Source organism: Jannaschia aquimarina, from assembly GCF_000877395.1.
Classification (GTDB): domain Bacteria; phylum Pseudomonadota; class Alphaproteobacteria; order Rhodobacterales; family Rhodobacteraceae; genus Jannaschia; species Jannaschia aquimarina.
On sequence record NZ_JYFE01000037.1, the window covers coordinates 69,840 to 84,642 of the forward strand.

General features: G+C 66.6%; 17 protein-coding genes, 2 tRNA genes and 1 pseudogene. 13 read left to right on the plus strand and 7 right to left on the minus strand.

Translation table 11 applies throughout. The features are described 5' to 3' along the window. Positions 1-29 precede the first annotated feature (29 nt). The 4 genes from jaqu_RS10045 to jaqu_RS10060 all read left to right on the plus strand — a co-directional run bounded on the left by jaqu_RS10045 (position 30) and on the right by jaqu_RS10060 (position 4,200). Positions 30-722: an outer membrane protein gene (locus tag jaqu_RS10045; RefSeq protein WP_052500905.1), complete on the plus strand. Its 693-nt coding sequence runs from the start codon at positions 30-32 to the stop codon at positions 720-722. Positions 723-809: 87 nt separating this feature from the next. Beyond that, positions 810-1,169, plus strand: coding sequence for an SUF system Fe-S cluster assembly protein (locus jaqu_RS10050; protein WP_043918842.1), 360 nt, complete (start codon positions 810-812; stop codon positions 1,167-1,169). Positions 1,170-1,209: 40 nt separating this feature from the next. After that, positions 1,210-2,871: a mechanosensitive ion channel family protein gene (locus jaqu_RS10055; RefSeq protein ID WP_043918843.1), complete on the plus strand. Its 1,662-nt coding sequence runs from the start codon at positions 1,210-1,212 to the stop codon at positions 2,869-2,871. Between the two features lie 114 nt (positions 2,872-2,985). Then, positions 2,986-4,200 carry a glycerophosphodiester phosphodiesterase family protein gene (locus tag jaqu_RS10060; RefSeq protein ID WP_043918844.1) on the plus strand — a complete coding sequence of 405 codons (1,215 nt, stop codon included), beginning with the start codon at positions 2,986-2,988 and terminating at the stop codon, positions 4,198-4,200. Positions 4,201-4,273: 73 nt separating this feature from the next. Here the strand turns inward: jaqu_RS10060 and jaqu_RS21640 are convergent, their stop codons facing one another. Next, a complete protein-coding gene (locus jaqu_RS21640) occupies positions 4,274-4,423 on the minus strand; it encodes a hypothetical protein (RefSeq protein ID WP_161793855.1) in 150 nt (49 codons plus the stop codon). Between the two features lie 86 nt (positions 4,424-4,509). On the opposite strand from jaqu_RS21640, the gene jaqu_RS10065 reads away from it, so the two are divergent. Both jaqu_RS10065 and jaqu_RS10070 read left to right on the plus strand, forming a co-directional pair. Next, positions 4,510-5,340: a LysR family transcriptional regulator gene (locus jaqu_RS10065; protein WP_043918845.1), complete on the plus strand. Its 831-nt coding sequence runs from the start codon at positions 4,510-4,512 to the stop codon at positions 5,338-5,340. A gap of 46 nt (positions 5,341-5,386) precedes the next feature. Then, a complete protein-coding gene (locus jaqu_RS10070) occupies positions 5,387-5,755 on the plus strand; it encodes a HesB/IscA family protein (protein ID WP_043918846.1) in 369 nt (122 codons plus the stop codon). 176 nt (positions 5,756-5,931) lie between these two features. Here jaqu_RS10070 and jaqu_RS10075 read toward each other — a convergent pair. Next, a tRNA-Cys gene (locus jaqu_RS10075) sits at positions 5,932-6,005 on the minus strand. A 129-nt stretch (positions 6,006-6,134) separates the two neighbouring features. Here jaqu_RS10075 and jaqu_RS10080 point away from each other — a divergent pair. The 3 genes from jaqu_RS10080 to jaqu_RS10090 all read left to right on the plus strand — a co-directional run bounded on the left by jaqu_RS10080 (position 6,135) and on the right by jaqu_RS10090 (position 9,222). Next, on the plus strand, positions 6,135-6,788 hold the full coding sequence (locus tag jaqu_RS10080; RefSeq protein ID WP_043918847.1) for a protein-L-isoaspartate O-methyltransferase family protein: 654 nt from the start codon (positions 6,135-6,137) through the stop codon (positions 6,786-6,788). Further along, positions 6,785-8,155, plus strand: a complete 1,371-nt coding sequence (locus tag jaqu_RS10085; protein ID WP_043918848.1) for a TolC family outer membrane protein — start codon at positions 6,785-6,787, stop codon at positions 8,153-8,155. The genes jaqu_RS10080 and jaqu_RS10085 overlap by 4 nt, the downstream gene beginning before the upstream one ends. Positions 8,156-8,316: 161 nt before the next feature. Further along, positions 8,317-9,222 carry a hypothetical protein gene (locus jaqu_RS10090; RefSeq protein ID WP_043918849.1) on the plus strand — a complete coding sequence of 302 codons (906 nt, stop codon included), beginning with the start codon at positions 8,317-8,319 and terminating at the stop codon, positions 9,220-9,222. A gap of 76 nt (positions 9,223-9,298) precedes the next feature. Here the strand turns inward: jaqu_RS10090 and jaqu_RS10095 are convergent, their stop codons facing one another. Beyond that, a complete protein-coding gene (locus jaqu_RS10095) occupies positions 9,299-9,628 on the minus strand; it encodes a DUF6280 family protein (protein ID WP_043918850.1) in 330 nt (109 codons plus the stop codon). A gap of 292 nt (positions 9,629-9,920) precedes the next feature. On the opposite strand from jaqu_RS10095, the gene efp reads away from it, so the two are divergent. Beyond that, positions 9,921-10,484: an elongation factor P gene (gene efp / locus jaqu_RS10100; protein WP_043918851.1), complete on the plus strand. Its 564-nt coding sequence runs from the start codon at positions 9,921-9,923 to the stop codon at positions 10,482-10,484. A gap of 12 nt (positions 10,485-10,496) precedes the next feature. Here efp and jaqu_RS10105 read toward each other — a convergent pair whose 3' ends face one another. Beyond that, positions 10,497-11,066: a hypothetical protein gene (locus jaqu_RS10105; protein ID WP_043918852.1), complete on the minus strand. Its 570-nt coding sequence runs from the start codon at positions 11,064-11,066 to the stop codon at positions 10,497-10,499. A 23-nt stretch (positions 11,067-11,089) separates the two neighbouring features. Between jaqu_RS10105 and jaqu_RS21070 the strand changes: the two are divergent. Both jaqu_RS21070 and jaqu_RS10115 read left to right on the plus strand, forming a co-directional pair. Next, positions 11,090-11,897 (plus strand): annotated as a pseudogene (locus jaqu_RS21070) (nucleotide-binding protein). A 44-nt stretch (positions 11,898-11,941) separates the two neighbouring features. Then, a complete protein-coding gene (locus tag jaqu_RS10115; RefSeq protein ID WP_043918854.1) occupies positions 11,942-12,736 on the plus strand; it encodes a lytic murein transglycosylase in 795 nt (264 codons plus the stop codon). Between the two features lie 56 nt (positions 12,737-12,792). On the opposite strand, the gene jaqu_RS10120 is transcribed toward jaqu_RS10115, so the two are convergent. After that, positions 12,793-12,877, minus strand: a tRNA-Leu gene (locus jaqu_RS10120). A gap of 41 nt (positions 12,878-12,918) precedes the next feature. Further along, positions 12,919-13,455 carry a tetratricopeptide repeat protein gene (locus tag jaqu_RS10125; RefSeq protein WP_043918855.1) on the minus strand — a complete coding sequence of 179 codons (537 nt, stop codon included), beginning with the start codon at positions 13,453-13,455 and terminating at the stop codon, positions 12,919-12,921. 105 nt (positions 13,456-13,560) lie between these two features. Here jaqu_RS10125 and jaqu_RS10130 point away from each other — a divergent pair, with 105 nt between their 5' ends. Beyond that, positions 13,561-14,529 (plus strand): nuclear transport factor 2 family protein, encoded by a 969-nt coding sequence (locus jaqu_RS10130; RefSeq protein ID WP_043918856.1) that lies wholly within the window; start codon positions 13,561-13,563, stop codon positions 14,527-14,529. Between the two features lie 60 nt (positions 14,530-14,589). Here the strand turns inward: jaqu_RS10130 and jaqu_RS21645 are convergent. Beyond that, positions 14,590-14,803, minus strand: a 214-nt coding sequence (locus jaqu_RS21645; RefSeq protein ID WP_043918857.1) for a DUF6314 family protein, incomplete at its 5' end; no start/stop codon positions are given.

Consider the following 14,803-nt stretch of genomic DNA (forward strand, 5'->3'; position numbering starts at 1 on the left):
GCACCACCTGCGCAACAATGGAGACTCATATGAAATTCCGTATCTTGCCCGCCCTCGCCGCGCTGACCGCCGTCGCCGCCGCCCCTGCGCTGGCAGGGAACCCCGCCCCGGCGCCGGTCGAGCCTGCACCCGTTTTCGTGGGCGAGCCCGCGCCCGCTTACAATTGGACCGGCGGCTATGTCGGCGGGGCTATCGGCTTTGCGGGCCTCAACACTGGTGTAGATAGTGACGAGGATTTCGACCTTGGCGACGAGTTCGACGATGTCCGTGACGATCTGGCCGGGTTCGTGGACGGATTCGACGACGACGGGATCTATGGCGGTATTCGCGCCGGCTACGATTACGCCTTCGCCAACGGGTTCGTCCTTGGTGGTCAGCTGGCGTACGACGTAGTCAACTTCGACCTCAACTTCGAGGATGACGATGCCGGGGCGGACTCGGATGTCACGTTCGAGAATGGCATCGACGGCATTCTGCGTGCCGGTCTGCGCGCCGGCTATGGTTTCGGACCCAATCTGATCTACGGGACTGGTGGCTACGCACGTCTGACCGGCGACGACGACAGCGATGGCTACTTCGCAGGCCTCGGTGGCGAGCGTTTCGTGACGCAGAACATCACCGCGGGCGCCGAGGTGCTTTACCATCAGTTCGACGGCTTCGATGTCGACAGCCTCGAGGCAGACATCACGACCGTGGGCTTGACCGTGAATTACCGCTTCTGAGTGCGGACAACATGGCGCGGGCGCCCTTGCCGGGCGCCCGCGTAATTCCTACTATACCGGTCAACTAATTCCCACGGGATGACCCTGATGACCGACGATAGCCTGATGGAGGGCGCGCCGCTGATCCGGCCTTCCTCGACAGATCACCCGCTGCACGAGAACGTGGTGGAGGCCTGCCGCACGGTCTTCGACCCCGAGATCCCGGTCAACATCTACGACCTGGGCCTGATCTACACGATTGACATCTCTCAGGAAAACGACGTTCGCGTCATCATGACCCTGACTGCGCCGGGCTGCCCCGTGGCGGGCGAGATGCCCGGCTGGGTGGCCGACGCGGTAGAGCCGCTGCCCGGGGTCAAATCCGTCGATGTCGACCTCGTGTGGGAACCGCCCTGGGGCATGGAGATGATGTCCGACGAGGCGCGGCTGGAGTTGGGCTTCATGTGAGCCGCGGGAACCGCCGGTTCCCGCGTCACGTTGTCCCGCCATGGGACATCTACTGCGTTCGCTTCTCATCATCCTCGTCTTCGTGTTGCCCGCTTCGGCGCAGGAAGACCCGTTCTTTTCCGTCGATGGCCTGAATGAAGGGCTGGGTGCCCCGCCCGACAATGTCGACCGGCGCACGCCGCGCACGGCGCTGGACACCTTTCTGACGGCGGCGGATGCCGGAGACTGGCGCGCGGCGAGCCACGTGCTGGACCTTGGAGACATAGAGACAGGTCTGCAGGCGCGCGACGGGGAGATCCTGGCGCGGCAGCTCCACTCGGTCCTCGACCGGAAGGCGGTTCTGGACTGGTCGCGGCTGAACCAGCGGCCCGACGCGCTGCAGGTCCTCGGCGGGAGCCAGCAGGCCCAGGCCGGAGAGCCGCGCCGGTCGCTGTTGATCCGGGAACTGAACCTCGACCCGGTCCCCGCCGCCATCCGCCTGAACCGTGTGAAGCCCGGAGAAGACACGGCCCCGGTCTGGATCTTCCCGCGGGAAACGGTCGCGGACATCCCGGCGCTCTATGCCGCATACGGGCCGTCCGCGCTGGAGGCGCGGCTGCCCGCCGCCATGCTCAACGACGCAGTCTGGGGTCTGATGTGGTGGGAGTTGATCGGCCTGCCGCTCTTGATCGCGGCGTCAATCCTGCTGGCCTGGGCGATCCGGAGGTTGTTCGAAAAGATCCGACGATCATCGGACAGAGCCGTCGTGCGGGGCGTCCTGCACGGAGTGCGGACCCCGGCGATGATCGCGGCGGTGACGACGCTGTTCTTCGTCGCGAGCCGCTCGATCTTCGTCTTTTCGGGGCAGATCGAGATTTTCCTGACGCCGTTGATCGCGGTCGGCTACGTGACCGCGATCCTGATGTTGATCCTGAACGTCGCGGATGCCCTGCTCGACAATCTGCTGGCGCCCGAAGAGGACCTGGACCTGACCGAAGCCCAGTATCAGGACGCCCGCTCCACTGCGACCAAGCTGAATGCGGTCAAGCGCATCCTCACCATCGCCGTCGTCCTGATCGGATCGGGCGTGGTGCTGTCGACGGCGGACGTCTTCCGCGGGCTGGGCCTGTCCATCCTCGCCTCGGCGGGCGCGCTGACCCTGGTTCTGGGCTTTGCAGCGCGCGAAGTGCTGGGCAACATCATGGCCTCGCTGCAGATCGCACTGAACCAGTCCGCACGGATGGGCGACCGCGTCGTCTGGAAGGGCGAGGTCTGCTACGTGGAACGGATCCACCTGACCTTCATCCAACTTCGCAATTGGGACGGGACCCGGATCATCGTCCCCGTGGGCGAGTTCGTCTCCGAGACCTTCACCAACTGGTCGATCCAGGATCCCGCGATGCTGAAGATCCTGAAGTTCAAGTTCCGGCCCGAGACCGATCTGGACGCGCTGCGGGAGGCATTCTTTGAAGTGATGGAAGAGTTGCGGCAGGACGAAAAGCTGGGCGGCGAGGTCGGGGAAGCCAGCGAGGCATCCATGAACGTCACCGGGCAGGACGTCTTCGGCATCGACGTCTGGTTCAGCGTGCCCTGCCGGGACCCGAATACCTCGTGGGACGTGGCCTGCGCCTCGCGGGAACGGATCGTGAAAGCGGCACGAAAGATCGAAGGGGCGGACGGCAAGTCGATCTTCCCCGAAGCACAAGCCGCGGAAGCGGCCTGACCGGCGGCGATCCGCCGATGCCCCGGCGGGTCGTCACCTATCCTTCACGGAACCGTCACGCGCGCCTCAACTCGTTTGGCCACCCGTTTGGCAGAACTCGAAGAAAGGCGTCCAATGTCCCGTCACGTGCTTCCACTCCTCCTGCTCGCCGCACCGTTCCCGGCTCTGGCCGACGCCCACGGGGGCGAGCCGCTGACCTACGGTCAGCGCCCGTTCCACCTGATCGACCAGCTTGCCGAGGGGGAATTGAAAGAGCAGCTCATGGCCTGCCGGGGCCAGACGCCGCAGATGTCGAAGTTCTCGATCGGCCACAGGGGCGCACCGCTCATGTTCCCCGAGCATACCGTAGAATCCAACGTCGCCGCCGCGCGTCAGGGCGCGGGCATACTGGAATGCGACGTGACCTTCACCCAGGATCACGAGCTGGTCTGCCGCCATGCCCAGAACGACCTGCACACGACAACGAACATCCTGGTCTCGGATCTGGCCGATACCTGCGTGACGCCGTTCACGTCCGCCTCGGGTGATGACGACGCCACGGCCGAGTGCCGGACGTCCGAGATCACGTTGGCGCAGTACCGGACGCTGGTGCCGAAGATGGACGCCTCGGACGGGTCGGCCACGACCGCCGAAGAGTATCAGGGCGGGACCGCAGACTGGCGCACCGACCTCTATACGAACGGCGCCACGATCATGACCCATGCCGAGAGCATCGCGCTTTTCGACAGTCTGGGAGCGGATTTCACGCCGGAGTTGAAGGCACCGTCCGTCGAGATGCCCCATGAGGGGTTCAGCCAGGAGGATTACGCCCAGAAGCTGGTCGACGAGTACAAGGAAGCGGGCATCGACCCGTCGCGCGTCTGGCTGCAGAGCTTCCAGCTGGAGGATGTGCTCTACTGGATCGAGAACGAGCCGGACTTCGGTGCGCAGGCCGTCTATCTGATGGACGAGTACGACATCGAGGGCTACGAGCCCGACGATCCTTCGACCTGGCCCAACACCATGGCCGAACTCAAGGAAATGGGCGTCAACTACATCGCCCCGCCGACCTGGATGCTGGTGAAGGCCGAAGACGGCGAGATCGTCCCCTCGGCGCTGGCAACCGAGGCCAAGGCGGCCGGACTAGGCATCATCACCTGGACGCTGGAACGCTCGGGCCCGCTGGCAGGCGGCGGCGGCTGGTACTTCCAGTCCATCGAGGACGTCACCGACAATGATGGCGTCTATTACGAGTTGCTGCACGTGCTGGCACAGGATGTGGAGATCGAGGGGATCTTCTCGGATTGGCCCGCGACCGTGACCTATTACGCCAACTGCTTCGGTCTCTGACCGCGACATTTCCGGGGCACTAGGGTCCGGGGCGCGCCGATGCGGCGCGCCCCGTTTCGTCTTGCTCGTCCTCCTAGCGACGGCCCGCGACGCGCAGGGCAAGCCAGAGCCGCCACCTGGCGCGCTTGCGGCGCTGCAAGTGATGATGCATTTCTGCAAAGTAGGCCTGCTCGCGCTCATATTCCGAAGGTTGGGCAAAGGGTTGGTCGTAGGTGCGGGTCATGGCGGGTCTCCTTTCAGGTCTGCCTCCTATCTGTCGCCGCCCGCGCCCGATTGCAGCCCGCCGGGACCGCAACTAGCCTTTCGCGGATGCAAGACCCCATCGCTTGGAACGACCTCGCCCTGTTCGCCGCCGTCGCGCGGACGGGAACGCTTGCCCGGGCGGCGGACGAGACGGGGACATCGACGGCCACCCTGTCGCGGCGGATGACCGGGCTCGAGGCGCGGCTGGGACGGCGGCTGTTCCGCCACGGGGTCCACGGTTACGCGCTGACCGAGGACGGGCGCGCCCTGCTCGCCCGCACCGAGCGCATGGAAGAGGCCGCCGCCGATATCGGCCAGTGGCGCGAGGCGGGCTCCGGGCCGGTGCGTGTCCGCCTGTCGGCCGGGACCTGGACGTCGCAGGCGCTGGCCGCGGACGTGACGCGCTACTGGTCGCCCGAGGCCTGCTGGATCCCCGAGATGGTCCATTGCGACAGGGACATGGATATCGCCCGGCGCGAAGTCGATATCGGCATCCGCAACCGCAGGCCCGACCAGCCCTGGCTCGCCGGGCGCCGCACCGCGACAGTGCGTTACGCCGCCTATGGGCAAGAAGGGGTCGGGAACTGGATCGGGGTCAGCTTCGATGCCGCGCACACGCCCTCTGGGCGCTGGGTGATCGACAACCACGGGGGCGAGATCGTGACGGCGGCCAACGACCCGCGCTGGGCGCTGGCACTGGCCCGCGCGGGGATCGGCCGCGTTGTCCTGCCGATGTTCATCGGCGAAGAGAGCGGCCTGCCCCGCCTCTCGGATCCGATCGAGGATCTGACCCATGAGGAATGGCTGGTCTCGCACCACGAGGCGCGCCACGAGACGCCGATCCGTACGGCGCTGGACGCGCTGGCCGGCTATCTGAGCGAAAGGCTGCCCCCTTGAGGCCGCGCTCCGGTGCGCTTACGTTCCGGGTGAAGGAGACGTGTCCATGTTCGCCATTCCAGGTCAGTCCCCCGTCACGGTGACCCCCGCTGCATCGAAGCAGATCGCGAAGCTCATGGCCAAGGGCGATGCTTTCGGCCTGAAGGTCGGCGTCAAGAAGGGCGGCTGTGCTGGCATGGAATACACGATGGATTACGTCGCCGAGGCCGAGCCCAATGACGAGGTGATCGAGGCGGGCGACGGCGCGCGCGTCATCATCGCACCCATGGCGCAGATGTTCCTGTTCGGAACCGAGATCGACTACGAGACGTCTCTGCTGGAATCCGGCTTCCGGTTCCGCAACCCGAACGTGACCGAAGCCTGCGGCTGCGGAGAGTCGATCAAGTTCGACGAAACGCTCGGCCAACCGGGCTGAGCCCTGCGGCGCCCGCTCCACGACAGGAATGGCGCGCACCGACCTTCAAAGCACCCTTCTCCATAGGAGTGGATATTCAGGGCGGTCCGTCTGCGCGGGCCCGTCCGAGCGCTCGGGCGCAGTAAACCGCACCTGCCGTGCCGCCTACGCCGCTGATTTGACCGGGAGAAGTGGGATGGAGGCGAGTACCGGAATCGAACCGGTGTACACGGATTTGCAATCCGCTGCGTAACCACTCCGCCAACTCGCCGTCGTGTCAGGTGCGTCTAGCGTGCCACGCACGCCGCCGCAAGCCGCCGAGGGAGGGGCTCTCCGGTTGCGTGAACGGGTGGCGCGTGCAATCTGGCCGAGGGCAGGAAGCAGACGAGGCATCGCAAGAATGGCCGACCCGCAGACACTTCGCCGGATCATGGTCGATACCCAGGTCCGGCCGTCGGACGTGACGAAGTTCCCGATCATCGGCGCGATGCTGGCCATCCCGCGCGAGGCGTTCGTCCCTTCCTCCGAGGAGGCCGTGGCCTATCGCGACGCGCCTGTCCCCCTGGCAGGCGGACGTGAGATGCCCGCCCCCCGCACGATCGCCAAGCTGCTGGATGCGATCGACCCCGAAGGCCACGAGAATGTCCTGATCGTCGGGGCGGGCCTTGGATACTCGGCCGCGCTCCTGTCGCGGATGACGGCATCGGTCGTGGCCGTCGAGGAAGAGGGCGACATGGCCCGCGATGCCGAAGCGGCGCTGACCGCACAGGGCATCGACAACGCCGTGGTGGTCACCGCGCCGCTGACCGAGGGTCAGCCGAAGGCGGCCCCCTATGACATCATTCTGATCGAGGGTGGGGTCGAGCAGATCCCCGACGCCCTTGTCGAGCAACTCAAGGAGGGCGGACGCATGGCCGCGATCTTCATGGAGGGCGTCCTCGGCGAGGCCCGGATCGGCGTCATGGCCGAAGGTCACATGGGCTGGCGCACCGCCTTCAACGCGGATGCGCTGGTCCTGCCGGGCTTCGCAAAGACACGGGCCTTCACGCTATGAAACGGACGTTCCGCTCTCTCGCCCTCGCGGCCGCCGTCGCCGCCGCTCCGATCCAGGCCAGCGCGCAGAGCCTGACCGATGCGCTGGTGCTGGCCTACGAGTCCAGCCCCCTGCTCGAACAGCAGCGGAACCTCCTGCGTGGCCTCGACGAGGATGTGGCGGTCGCCGTCTCGGCGTTGCGGCCGGTCATCCAGTACTTCGCCCGGCTGCAGAAGACCGATTCAGAGTTTTCGGGCACCAACGCGACGCAATCGCTTGGCCTGTCGCTGAACTATACCATCCTGGATGGCGGGCAGCGGGCCTTCCGCATCGCCGCGCGCAAGGAGGCGGTCCTCGCGGGCCGCTGGAACCTCATCCAGGTAGAGCAGAACGTCCTTCTGAACGCTGTGGCGGCCTATCTCAACCTTCGCTTCGCGGCGCGCGTCGTCGACGTGCGGGAAAGCAACGTGCGGCTGATCTCCGAGCAGCTTCGCGCGGCGCGGGACCGGTTCGAGGTCGGCGAGGTCACGCGGACGGACGTTGCCATCGCGCAGGCCCGCCTTGCCGCCGCGCAATCGTCACTGGCCGCCGCCCGCGGCAACGTCGATATCGCCCGCGAAACCTACCGTCTGGCGACCGGCCAGCTGCCATCGGGCCGGCTTTCGGCGCTGCCTCCCCTGCCCGAGCTTCCGCCGTCGGTCGAGCGCGCCCAAGAGCTGGCCGTGCAGATCCACCCCAACATCAAGGCGCTGCAGCACGACGTCACCGCCAACCAGTTGCTGGTCGAAGCCGCGGCGGCGGACCGCCTTCCCACCGTCGGAACGAGCGCCACGGTCGGACGCAGCAACACGCAGCAGAACAACGCGACCCTGACCATCGAGACGACCGGCACGCTCTATTCCGGAGGCCGGCTTCCGGCGCTGGAGCGGCAGGCCGTCACGCGGGTGAATGCCGCCCGGGCCGCTCTGGTGCAGGAGGCGCGCGTGGTCGCGGACGATGTCGGTCGCGCCTGGGCCCAGCTTCAGATCGCCCGCGCGCAGGTCCTCGCCTCGGATGAGCAGGTCCGGTCGGCACAGCTCGCCTTCGAGGGCTTCCGCGAGGAAGCCGCGCTCGGCGCCCGGACAACGCTGGACGTGCTCGACTCCGAACAGGAACTCCTCGACGCGCGGACAGCACGGCTGGAAGCGGAAACCGACGCGCAACAGGCCGTGTATTCGGTTCTGGCGGCCATCGGCCTTCTGACGACGGATCATCTGGGCCTCGCGGTGGAGCGCTACGACCCCGATGCCTACTACACGGCCGTGCGCGGTGCGCCGGTGACCAACGCCCCCGGGTCGCTGCAAGGCACGCGCCTCGATCGCGTCCTGCGACGCTTCAACCGGAACTGAGACGCGCGTTGCCCGGAGGGCACCTCCGTTAACCTACTTGGGCGGTGCGCGCGGCGCCGCCCTCGCTCGATCCCACATCCTGTGTTATGACGAGGTCATGCATCCGGATCGGATGCAGGCAGGAAGAGACGGCCCAAAGCCCGTCGACCGAAGGAGGCGAGATGGCAGACCCCCAAAGCATCGACGACGTCGTGTCCTCGATCCGTCGACTGGTCGCAGCCGGACCACCGTCACGTCCTGCGGCCGCGGGCCACGTGGCCTCCACCGCTGAGGTCGCGGAAGAGACCGGGGAAGACGTCTCCGACATTCGGGGTGACGAGATCGGCGACGACGCCGGTTCGGTTGGCGGCGCGGGTGACGCTCTGGTCCTCGGGGAAGAGCTTCGCGTGGTCGAAGCCGACGACCCCTTCCAGCCGATCAACCGCAGGGATGAGGTCGACGGTCAGGATGACGTCGCTTCGCAGGACGAGGAACGCGACGCGCCTCGCTCCGATGCGCGCGCCGCCGCGACCCCGGCCCCCGAGAACCCGACCTCTGAGACCCCGATCCCGCCACGCCCGTCCGCGCCCCCGTCGGCCGAGGCCACTCAGGCCTTTGCGGCGGCGATCGGTGGAATGGGGTTCGTGGCCGACAGCGAACGGGCGCCGTCCGACCTCCCCCCGCCGCCCCCCATCGCGCGGATCGCACCCACAACCGTCGCCGCCCCGGATGTAGACACGTCCGAGGACGACGCGGACATCATCGCCGAGATCAAGGCCGCGACTGCCGCTGAACCGGATCCCACTCCCGACCCCGGTTTCGAGGACGCTGTCGTTCTGTCCGAAGATACACCATCATCTGGTGCCAGCCGGGATCGGGACGACGACGACGATATTCTCGCAGACGGCATCGCCGCGACGCGCCCCCCGGCGCTCGAGAACATGGATCACGAGGCCTTGCGGGACCTGGTCGCCGAGATCGTCCGACAGGAATTGTCGGGCGTCCTGGGCGAGCGGATCACGCGGAACGTGCGCAAGCTGGTCCGGCGTGAATTGCGGACGATGTTCTCCGCCGAGGAATTCGACTGAACCTCGCGGGCCTTCGTCGTGCAAAAGAAAAAGGCCGCACCCGAAGGGCGCGGCCTTTCCTTTGGATTGGACTGGATCAGGCTGCCTTGAGCGCCTCGGCCAACTCGGCGGCCTGACGGCGCTCGCTCTCCTCGCGGGAGAGGGCCACCGATGTGCGCACGCCGCGTCCAACGAATTCCATCAAACCCGAAACAACCCGTTCGTTCGGGTCGATCCCGGCGCAGCTCAGCACTTCGCGCCCGTCGCGCGACCGCGCCCAACGGGCGATCTGATCGGGGCCGTTGCCAAACTTCTTGTCGTCCGCGATCGCGTCATCCAAAGCGGCAAGCACGACGGCGGCGAAGAGTTTCCGGGCCCGCTGACCCTGCTCGAAATTGTATGCCGTTGCGTCGACCAAGTCGCTCATGCTGCTCTCTCCGTTTGTGTCGTTCAGAACCCGGTTCGGCGCTGCCTATCACGTCAAACTGACTTTCGGAATGCAAAACCCGAATACCACATATTCCCAGAATGCATACCTAACCATCCACACACACCAATACCGCCGTCGGACAGCACCGTATCTGACTATATCTAGTCAGCGACGCTCACCCTTCAACCTTTTGTCAAGATTTGGTCGCATTCCGCGCACTTGACTCTCCGCCTTGCTCCGGGGCGCGGCGAGAGATATCGGGCGCGGACAGTCAGACATGGAGAGGGCCATGCCCAAGATCAACGGCAACGAAATCCGTCCTGGCAACGTGTTGGAGCATGACGGCCATTTGTGGACCGCCGTTAAGGTCGATCATGTCAAACCTGGAAAAGGTGGAGCCTTCGCGCAGGTGGAAATGCGCAATCTGCGAAACGGTTCCAAGCTGAACGAACGCTTCCGCAGCGCCGACAAGGTCGAGCGCGTCCGTCTGGAGCAGAAGGATCAGCAGTTTCTCTACGAGACCGACGGCAAACTCGTCTTCATGGATACCGAGACCTACGACCAGGTGGAACTCGACGCAGAGATCCTGGGCGAGCGTCGCCCGTTCCTTCAGGACGGCATGATGGTCCAGATCGAGTATTACGAAGACGAGGCGTTGAACGCGACGCTGCCTCAGAAGGTGACCTGCAAGGTGGCCGAGACCGAACCCGTCGTGAAGGGTCAGACCGCCGCCAACAGCTTCAAACCCGCCGTGCTGGACAATGGTGTACGCATCACCGTCCCTCCCTTCGTCGGCGAGGGAGAAGACGTGGTCGTCAACACCGAGACGATGGAATACTCCGAACGCGCATGACAGCGCCGGACGTCATGCAAAGATCCACGCCCAGAGCCCGTTGACACTCAGCTGTCCGACGACCGCTGCGGCGAGGATCAGGCGCACCCACGGGCTCGGGAACCGCCATGCCGCCCAGGCGGCAGCGGCCAGGGCCAGCGCGACCTCCAGCGGGGCGATCCACCCCGCCCCGCGCCGGACATCCCAGTAGCTGACCGGGCTCTCGAAGACCCAGTTTGTCAGCGGCCAGAAATGCGCCCGCCCGTCGTCGTGGTGCAGCGGCAGGTCGCAGGCGAGATGCAGGAGCGCGGCCGCCCCCATGGCGATCATCCAGTCGCGCCGCAACGCGACCCCGGACAGGAGGACGGCGCCCCACACGAAGACCGAATTGTCGATGCGGAAGACAGCCTGCCACGCCTCCGAGAAGTAGAGCTCTCCGAAGATGCGATCGGGCGTCTCGCTCAGGACCATAGCGCCTGCGACCAACAGGTAGAGCGACACGTCCGGCGCCAGCGCTCCGAAGGCCGCCGCCGCATTGACGCGCGGCTGGTCGGGCTTGCCGAAAGCGGCGATCCCCAGGATCAGGTGAGCCGGCGTGTTCATCGCGCCGGGTATAGGGGATGCGGATGACGCGCGCGATCATGTTGCAGTGAACCGGCCCGAAGGTCGGCAAGTCGGTCCTCGTCGCGGGGCTCTGCCGCCATTTCGCGCGGGCGGGACTCCGGGTGCGCCCCTTCAAGCCGCAAGACATGTCCAACAACGCCGCCGTGACCGCCGACGACGGAAAGGTCGGTCGCGCCCAGGCTCTGCAAGCACGGGCCCGTGGGATCGAGCCGCAGACCGACATGAACCCCGTTCCGCGAAAGCCCGAAGGCGAGATGTGCCGTCAGGTCATCCTGCAGGAGCGCCGGCTCGCGACGATGCGCGCAGGCGATTATCCGGCGCGGCGGCGATGTGCTGGAGATTTGCGGTGGCTATCAGATGTTCGGCCGGATCATGGCGGATCCCGACGGGATCGAACGGCCGCCGGGCGAGGTGCCCGGACTTGGCCTTCCGGATATCACGACCGTCATGGCGCCGGAAAAGCGTCTGGCCCGAGTGGCCGCGCTTAACCCTCCAAGCGGGACCGATCCGGATGGCTACGAAATCCATCTCGGCCGCACAATTGGGCCGGACACGGTGCGCGGCTGGCTGCGGATCGACGGACGCGACGTTGGCGCGGCCTCGCCCGACGGGCGGATCCGCGGCTGCTATCTGCATGGCCTCTCCGCCTCGGACGCGTTTCGCCGGGCCGACCTGTCGGACCTCGGAGTGGCCCCGACCGATTTTGCCCATGAGACACAGGTGGACGCGACCCTCGATGCGCTCGCGGATCACATGACGGAATCGTTAAACCTCGACAGGCTATTGGATATCTCGACGCGGTTGCCCTAGCTGGGCCGCGTGATACGCTCGCCGCAGGTCTTACGGAGGTTTCCATGCGTCGCACCATTCTCGCAGCCGCCCTGTCGCTGATCCCCGCCATGGGCGTGGCCGCGCAATGCGGCAACGATGCCAGCGGGTTCGAACGCTGGAAGCAGGCCTTCGCCGCCGAGGCGCAGCGGGCCGGTGTAGGACAGCGCGGACTTCAGGCACTTGCGGGGGCGAGCTACAGCCAGGGCACGATCAATGCAGACCGGAACCAGAAAGGCGTGCGGTACTCGCTGAACGACTTCATCCGCATCCGCCTCGGCTCACTGGACGGCTTCGCCGCGCAGGCCAAACGGCGGCTGGACCAGAACCGCAACTTCTTCAACGCGCTCGAACAGCGTTACGGCGTGCCCTCCGGGATCCTGCTGTCGATCTGGGGAATGGAAACGGGTTTCGGGCGCAACATGGGCAACACGCCCGTCGTGAGCTCGATCACGACGGTGGCTTATGATTGCCGCCGCTCGGACTTCTTCACCCCCCACGCCATCGCCGCCCTCTCGATGGTGGATCGCGGAATGCTGAGCGCCAATCAGCGCGGCGCCTTCCACGGCGAGCTGGGGCACACGCAGTTCCTGCCGGGCAATGCCCTGCGCTACGGCGTCGACGGCGACGGCAACGGCCGGGTCGACTTCTACAACTGGGCCGATGCTATGGCATCGACGGCCAACTTCCTGCGCCAGAAGGGCTGGCAGCCGGGACAGCCTTTCGGTCAGGGCACGCGCAACTTCCGCGTCCTGAACGACTGGAATGCCGCCACCGTCTATCAGCAGGCCATCGCGGCCGCCGCCGAACGCATTCGCTGAGCGAAGGCAGACCCTTCTCCGAGGTCTTGATCCGGAGGGAAGAGGCGCGGACAGAGTGGTGCGGGCGGCGGGAGTCGAACCCGCATGGGCCAAGCCCGAGCGATTTTAAGTCGCTTGTGTCTACCGTTCCACCACGCCCGCCCGCCCGTCCGGCATAGGACGGGCGGCGGGACCGTGCAACGTCACAGATCGACCGCTTCGGGCTGCAGCGACAAGTAGCGGCGCTCGGGCAACCAGGGGTTCAATTCCAGGGCGGCCCGGATCATGTCCTGCCCCTCTGCGATCCGGCCGAGCTGGATCAGGGTCAGGCCCTTGCCGGACATCGCGGCGACGTGGCGCGGCCGCAACTCCAACGCCCGGTCCAGATCGGGCAAGGCGGCCGCGAAGTCGCCGGAAAGGAAGCGCACGAAGGCCCGCTGGTTCCATCCCTCGGCATAGTCCGGGCAATACTCGATCAGCGTGTCGAAGGCGATCAGGGCCCCGCGCAGGTCGCCCGCCTGCCTCCGGGCCATACCCTCGTCCAGAAGTTCCTGCCCCCGCGCATCCGGCGCACGGGTCCATTCGCGCCACATGCCTGCACTCGCGAGGCGCCCCGCCGCCGCGGACGGGGCAGTCTGCGCCTGTTCGATCAGACGGTCCATTGCCGGGGCGATCTCTGGCGGTGCGGGACAGGCCCAGAGCGGTTGCGCCAGACAGACGAAGATGAGGAGCGGCTTCATACGCAATGAATTGCGGCTTTGCGCCATCCGGTCAAATCACGCCTCTTCCATCCGCTGACCAGAGGCGTATCGGTACGCCTTGCATACGTATGCAAGGGGAAGACCATGACCGACTTCCGCGTTTCGATCCGCGACCGGCTCGCACGCCTCATGACCGTCCCGGACGCGGATCTGGACCGCGTCGCTGCAGACCTCTTCGCGCCCGAAAACGCGTTTCACGCCATGGCGCCGGTCGACGACGTCGCCGGAAGGGACGCGGTGGTGGAGCACATCCTGCGCCCCCTGCGCGCCGCCCTCACCGGCGTGCATCGCCGCGACGAGATCGTGATGGGGGGCGAGAACATCCGCGAAGGCGGCGGCCGCTGGGTCGCCTGCGTCAGCCATCTGGTCGGCACGTTCGACGCCACGCTCTGGGGCGTGGCTCCGTCTGCGCGTCTGGCTTTCCTGCGCGCAGGCGAATTCTACCGGGTTCGCGAGGACGGGCTGATCGACCGGGCGCATGTGATCCTGGATCTACCGGACCTGATGCGTCAGGCGGGCCGCGCGCCCTTCCCCCTTTTGGGCACCGAGATGCTGTTCCCCGGACCGGCCACCCATGACGGCGTCTGCCCGGATCCCGCAGGGGGAACGGCGAGCCTCGACGTGGTGCAGCGGATGCTGGGCGATCTGCACGTCTATGACGCCGTCACCTATTCCAGCGCGGGTCAGACCGGCGAGGGCGGGACGTGGTCGGACGACATGCTGTGGCACGGGCCGGGCGGCGTGGGGTCGAATTACCGCTGGGACGGCTTCGTCAAGGACCACCGCAAGCCGTTCATCGAGGCGTTCCCCGACCGGAAGGGCGGCAACCATTACTGCCGGATCGGCGACGGACCCTACGCCGCCGTCTCGGGCTGGCCGTCGATGACGATGACCCATCGCGGCCCCTATCTGGGCTTGGACCCGACGGACCGCGCGCTGACGCTCAGGGTGATGGATTTCTATCGCGTCGCCGGCGGACGCATCGCCGAGAACTGGGTTCTGCTGGATTACGTCGACCTCGCCAGACAACTAGGCCGGGACGTTCTCGCCTGATGGTACCGCACCCTGGGATGGCAGCGCGCGGGCTCAGACGCGCCTTGCCGGGGGGTAAGATCACGCGGATCGATACCGCGTCAGGGCCCGGTAGGACTTGCGCGGGCCCGAGACGTCCCATCGGACGATCCAGCGCGGGAAGGCCGTGAAGTCGTAGGACAGCCGGTAGGTGTCGGGCGGGCAATCATGCGACGCCCGGATGCGCGCCAGCGGCTCGAAGCTGTGGAACGGCCGGCCATCGCGGAACGCGACGTGCAGACGGGTGGCGTCGGCC

Bases quoted from the DNA above. Each gene is read 5' to 3' on its own strand.
- jaqu_RS10045 (WP_052500905.1), top strand. From the start codon at position 30: ATGAAATTCCGTATCTTGCCCGCCCTCGCCGCGCTGACCGCCGTCGCC.
- jaqu_RS10050 (WP_043918842.1), top strand. From the start codon at position 810: ATGACCGACGATAGCCTGATGGAGGGCGCGCCGCTGATCCGGCCTTCC.
- jaqu_RS10055 (WP_043918843.1), top strand. From the start codon at position 1,210: ATGGGACATCTACTGCGTTCGCTTCTCATCATCCTCGTCTTCGTGTTG.
- jaqu_RS10060 (WP_043918844.1), top strand. From the start codon at position 2,986: ATGTCCCGTCACGTGCTTCCACTCCTCCTGCTCGCCGCACCGTTCCCG.
- jaqu_RS21640 (WP_161793855.1), bottom strand. From the start codon at position 4,423: ATGACCCGCACCTACGACCAACCCTTTGCCCAACCTTCGGAATATGAG.
- jaqu_RS10065 (WP_043918845.1), top strand. From the start codon at position 4,510: ATGCAAGACCCCATCGCTTGGAACGACCTCGCCCTGTTCGCCGCCGTC.
- jaqu_RS10070 (WP_043918846.1), top strand. From the start codon at position 5,387: ATGTTCGCCATTCCAGGTCAGTCCCCCGTCACGGTGACCCCCGCTGCA.
- jaqu_RS10080 (WP_043918847.1), top strand. From the start codon at position 6,135: ATGGCCGACCCGCAGACACTTCGCCGGATCATGGTCGATACCCAGGTC.
- jaqu_RS10085 (WP_043918848.1), top strand. From the start codon at position 6,785: ATGAAACGGACGTTCCGCTCTCTCGCCCTCGCGGCCGCCGTCGCCGCC.
- jaqu_RS10090 (WP_043918849.1), top strand. From the start codon at position 8,317: ATGGCAGACCCCCAAAGCATCGACGACGTCGTGTCCTCGATCCGTCGA.
- jaqu_RS10095 (WP_043918850.1), bottom strand. From the start codon at position 9,628: ATGAGCGACTTGGTCGACGCAACGGCATACAATTTCGAGCAGGGTCAG.
- efp (WP_043918851.1), top strand. From the start codon at position 9,921: ATGCCCAAGATCAACGGCAACGAAATCCGTCCTGGCAACGTGTTGGAG.
- jaqu_RS10105 (WP_043918852.1), bottom strand. From the start codon at position 11,066: ATGAACACGCCGGCTCACCTGATCCTGGGGATCGCCGCTTTCGGCAAG.
- jaqu_RS10115 (WP_043918854.1), top strand. From the start codon at position 11,942: ATGCGTCGCACCATTCTCGCAGCCGCCCTGTCGCTGATCCCCGCCATG.
- jaqu_RS10125 (WP_043918855.1), bottom strand. From the start codon at position 13,455: ATGAAGCCGCTCCTCATCTTCGTCTGTCTGGCGCAACCGCTCTGGGCC.
- jaqu_RS10130 (WP_043918856.1), top strand. From the start codon at position 13,561: ATGACCGACTTCCGCGTTTCGATCCGCGACCGGCTCGCACGCCTCATG.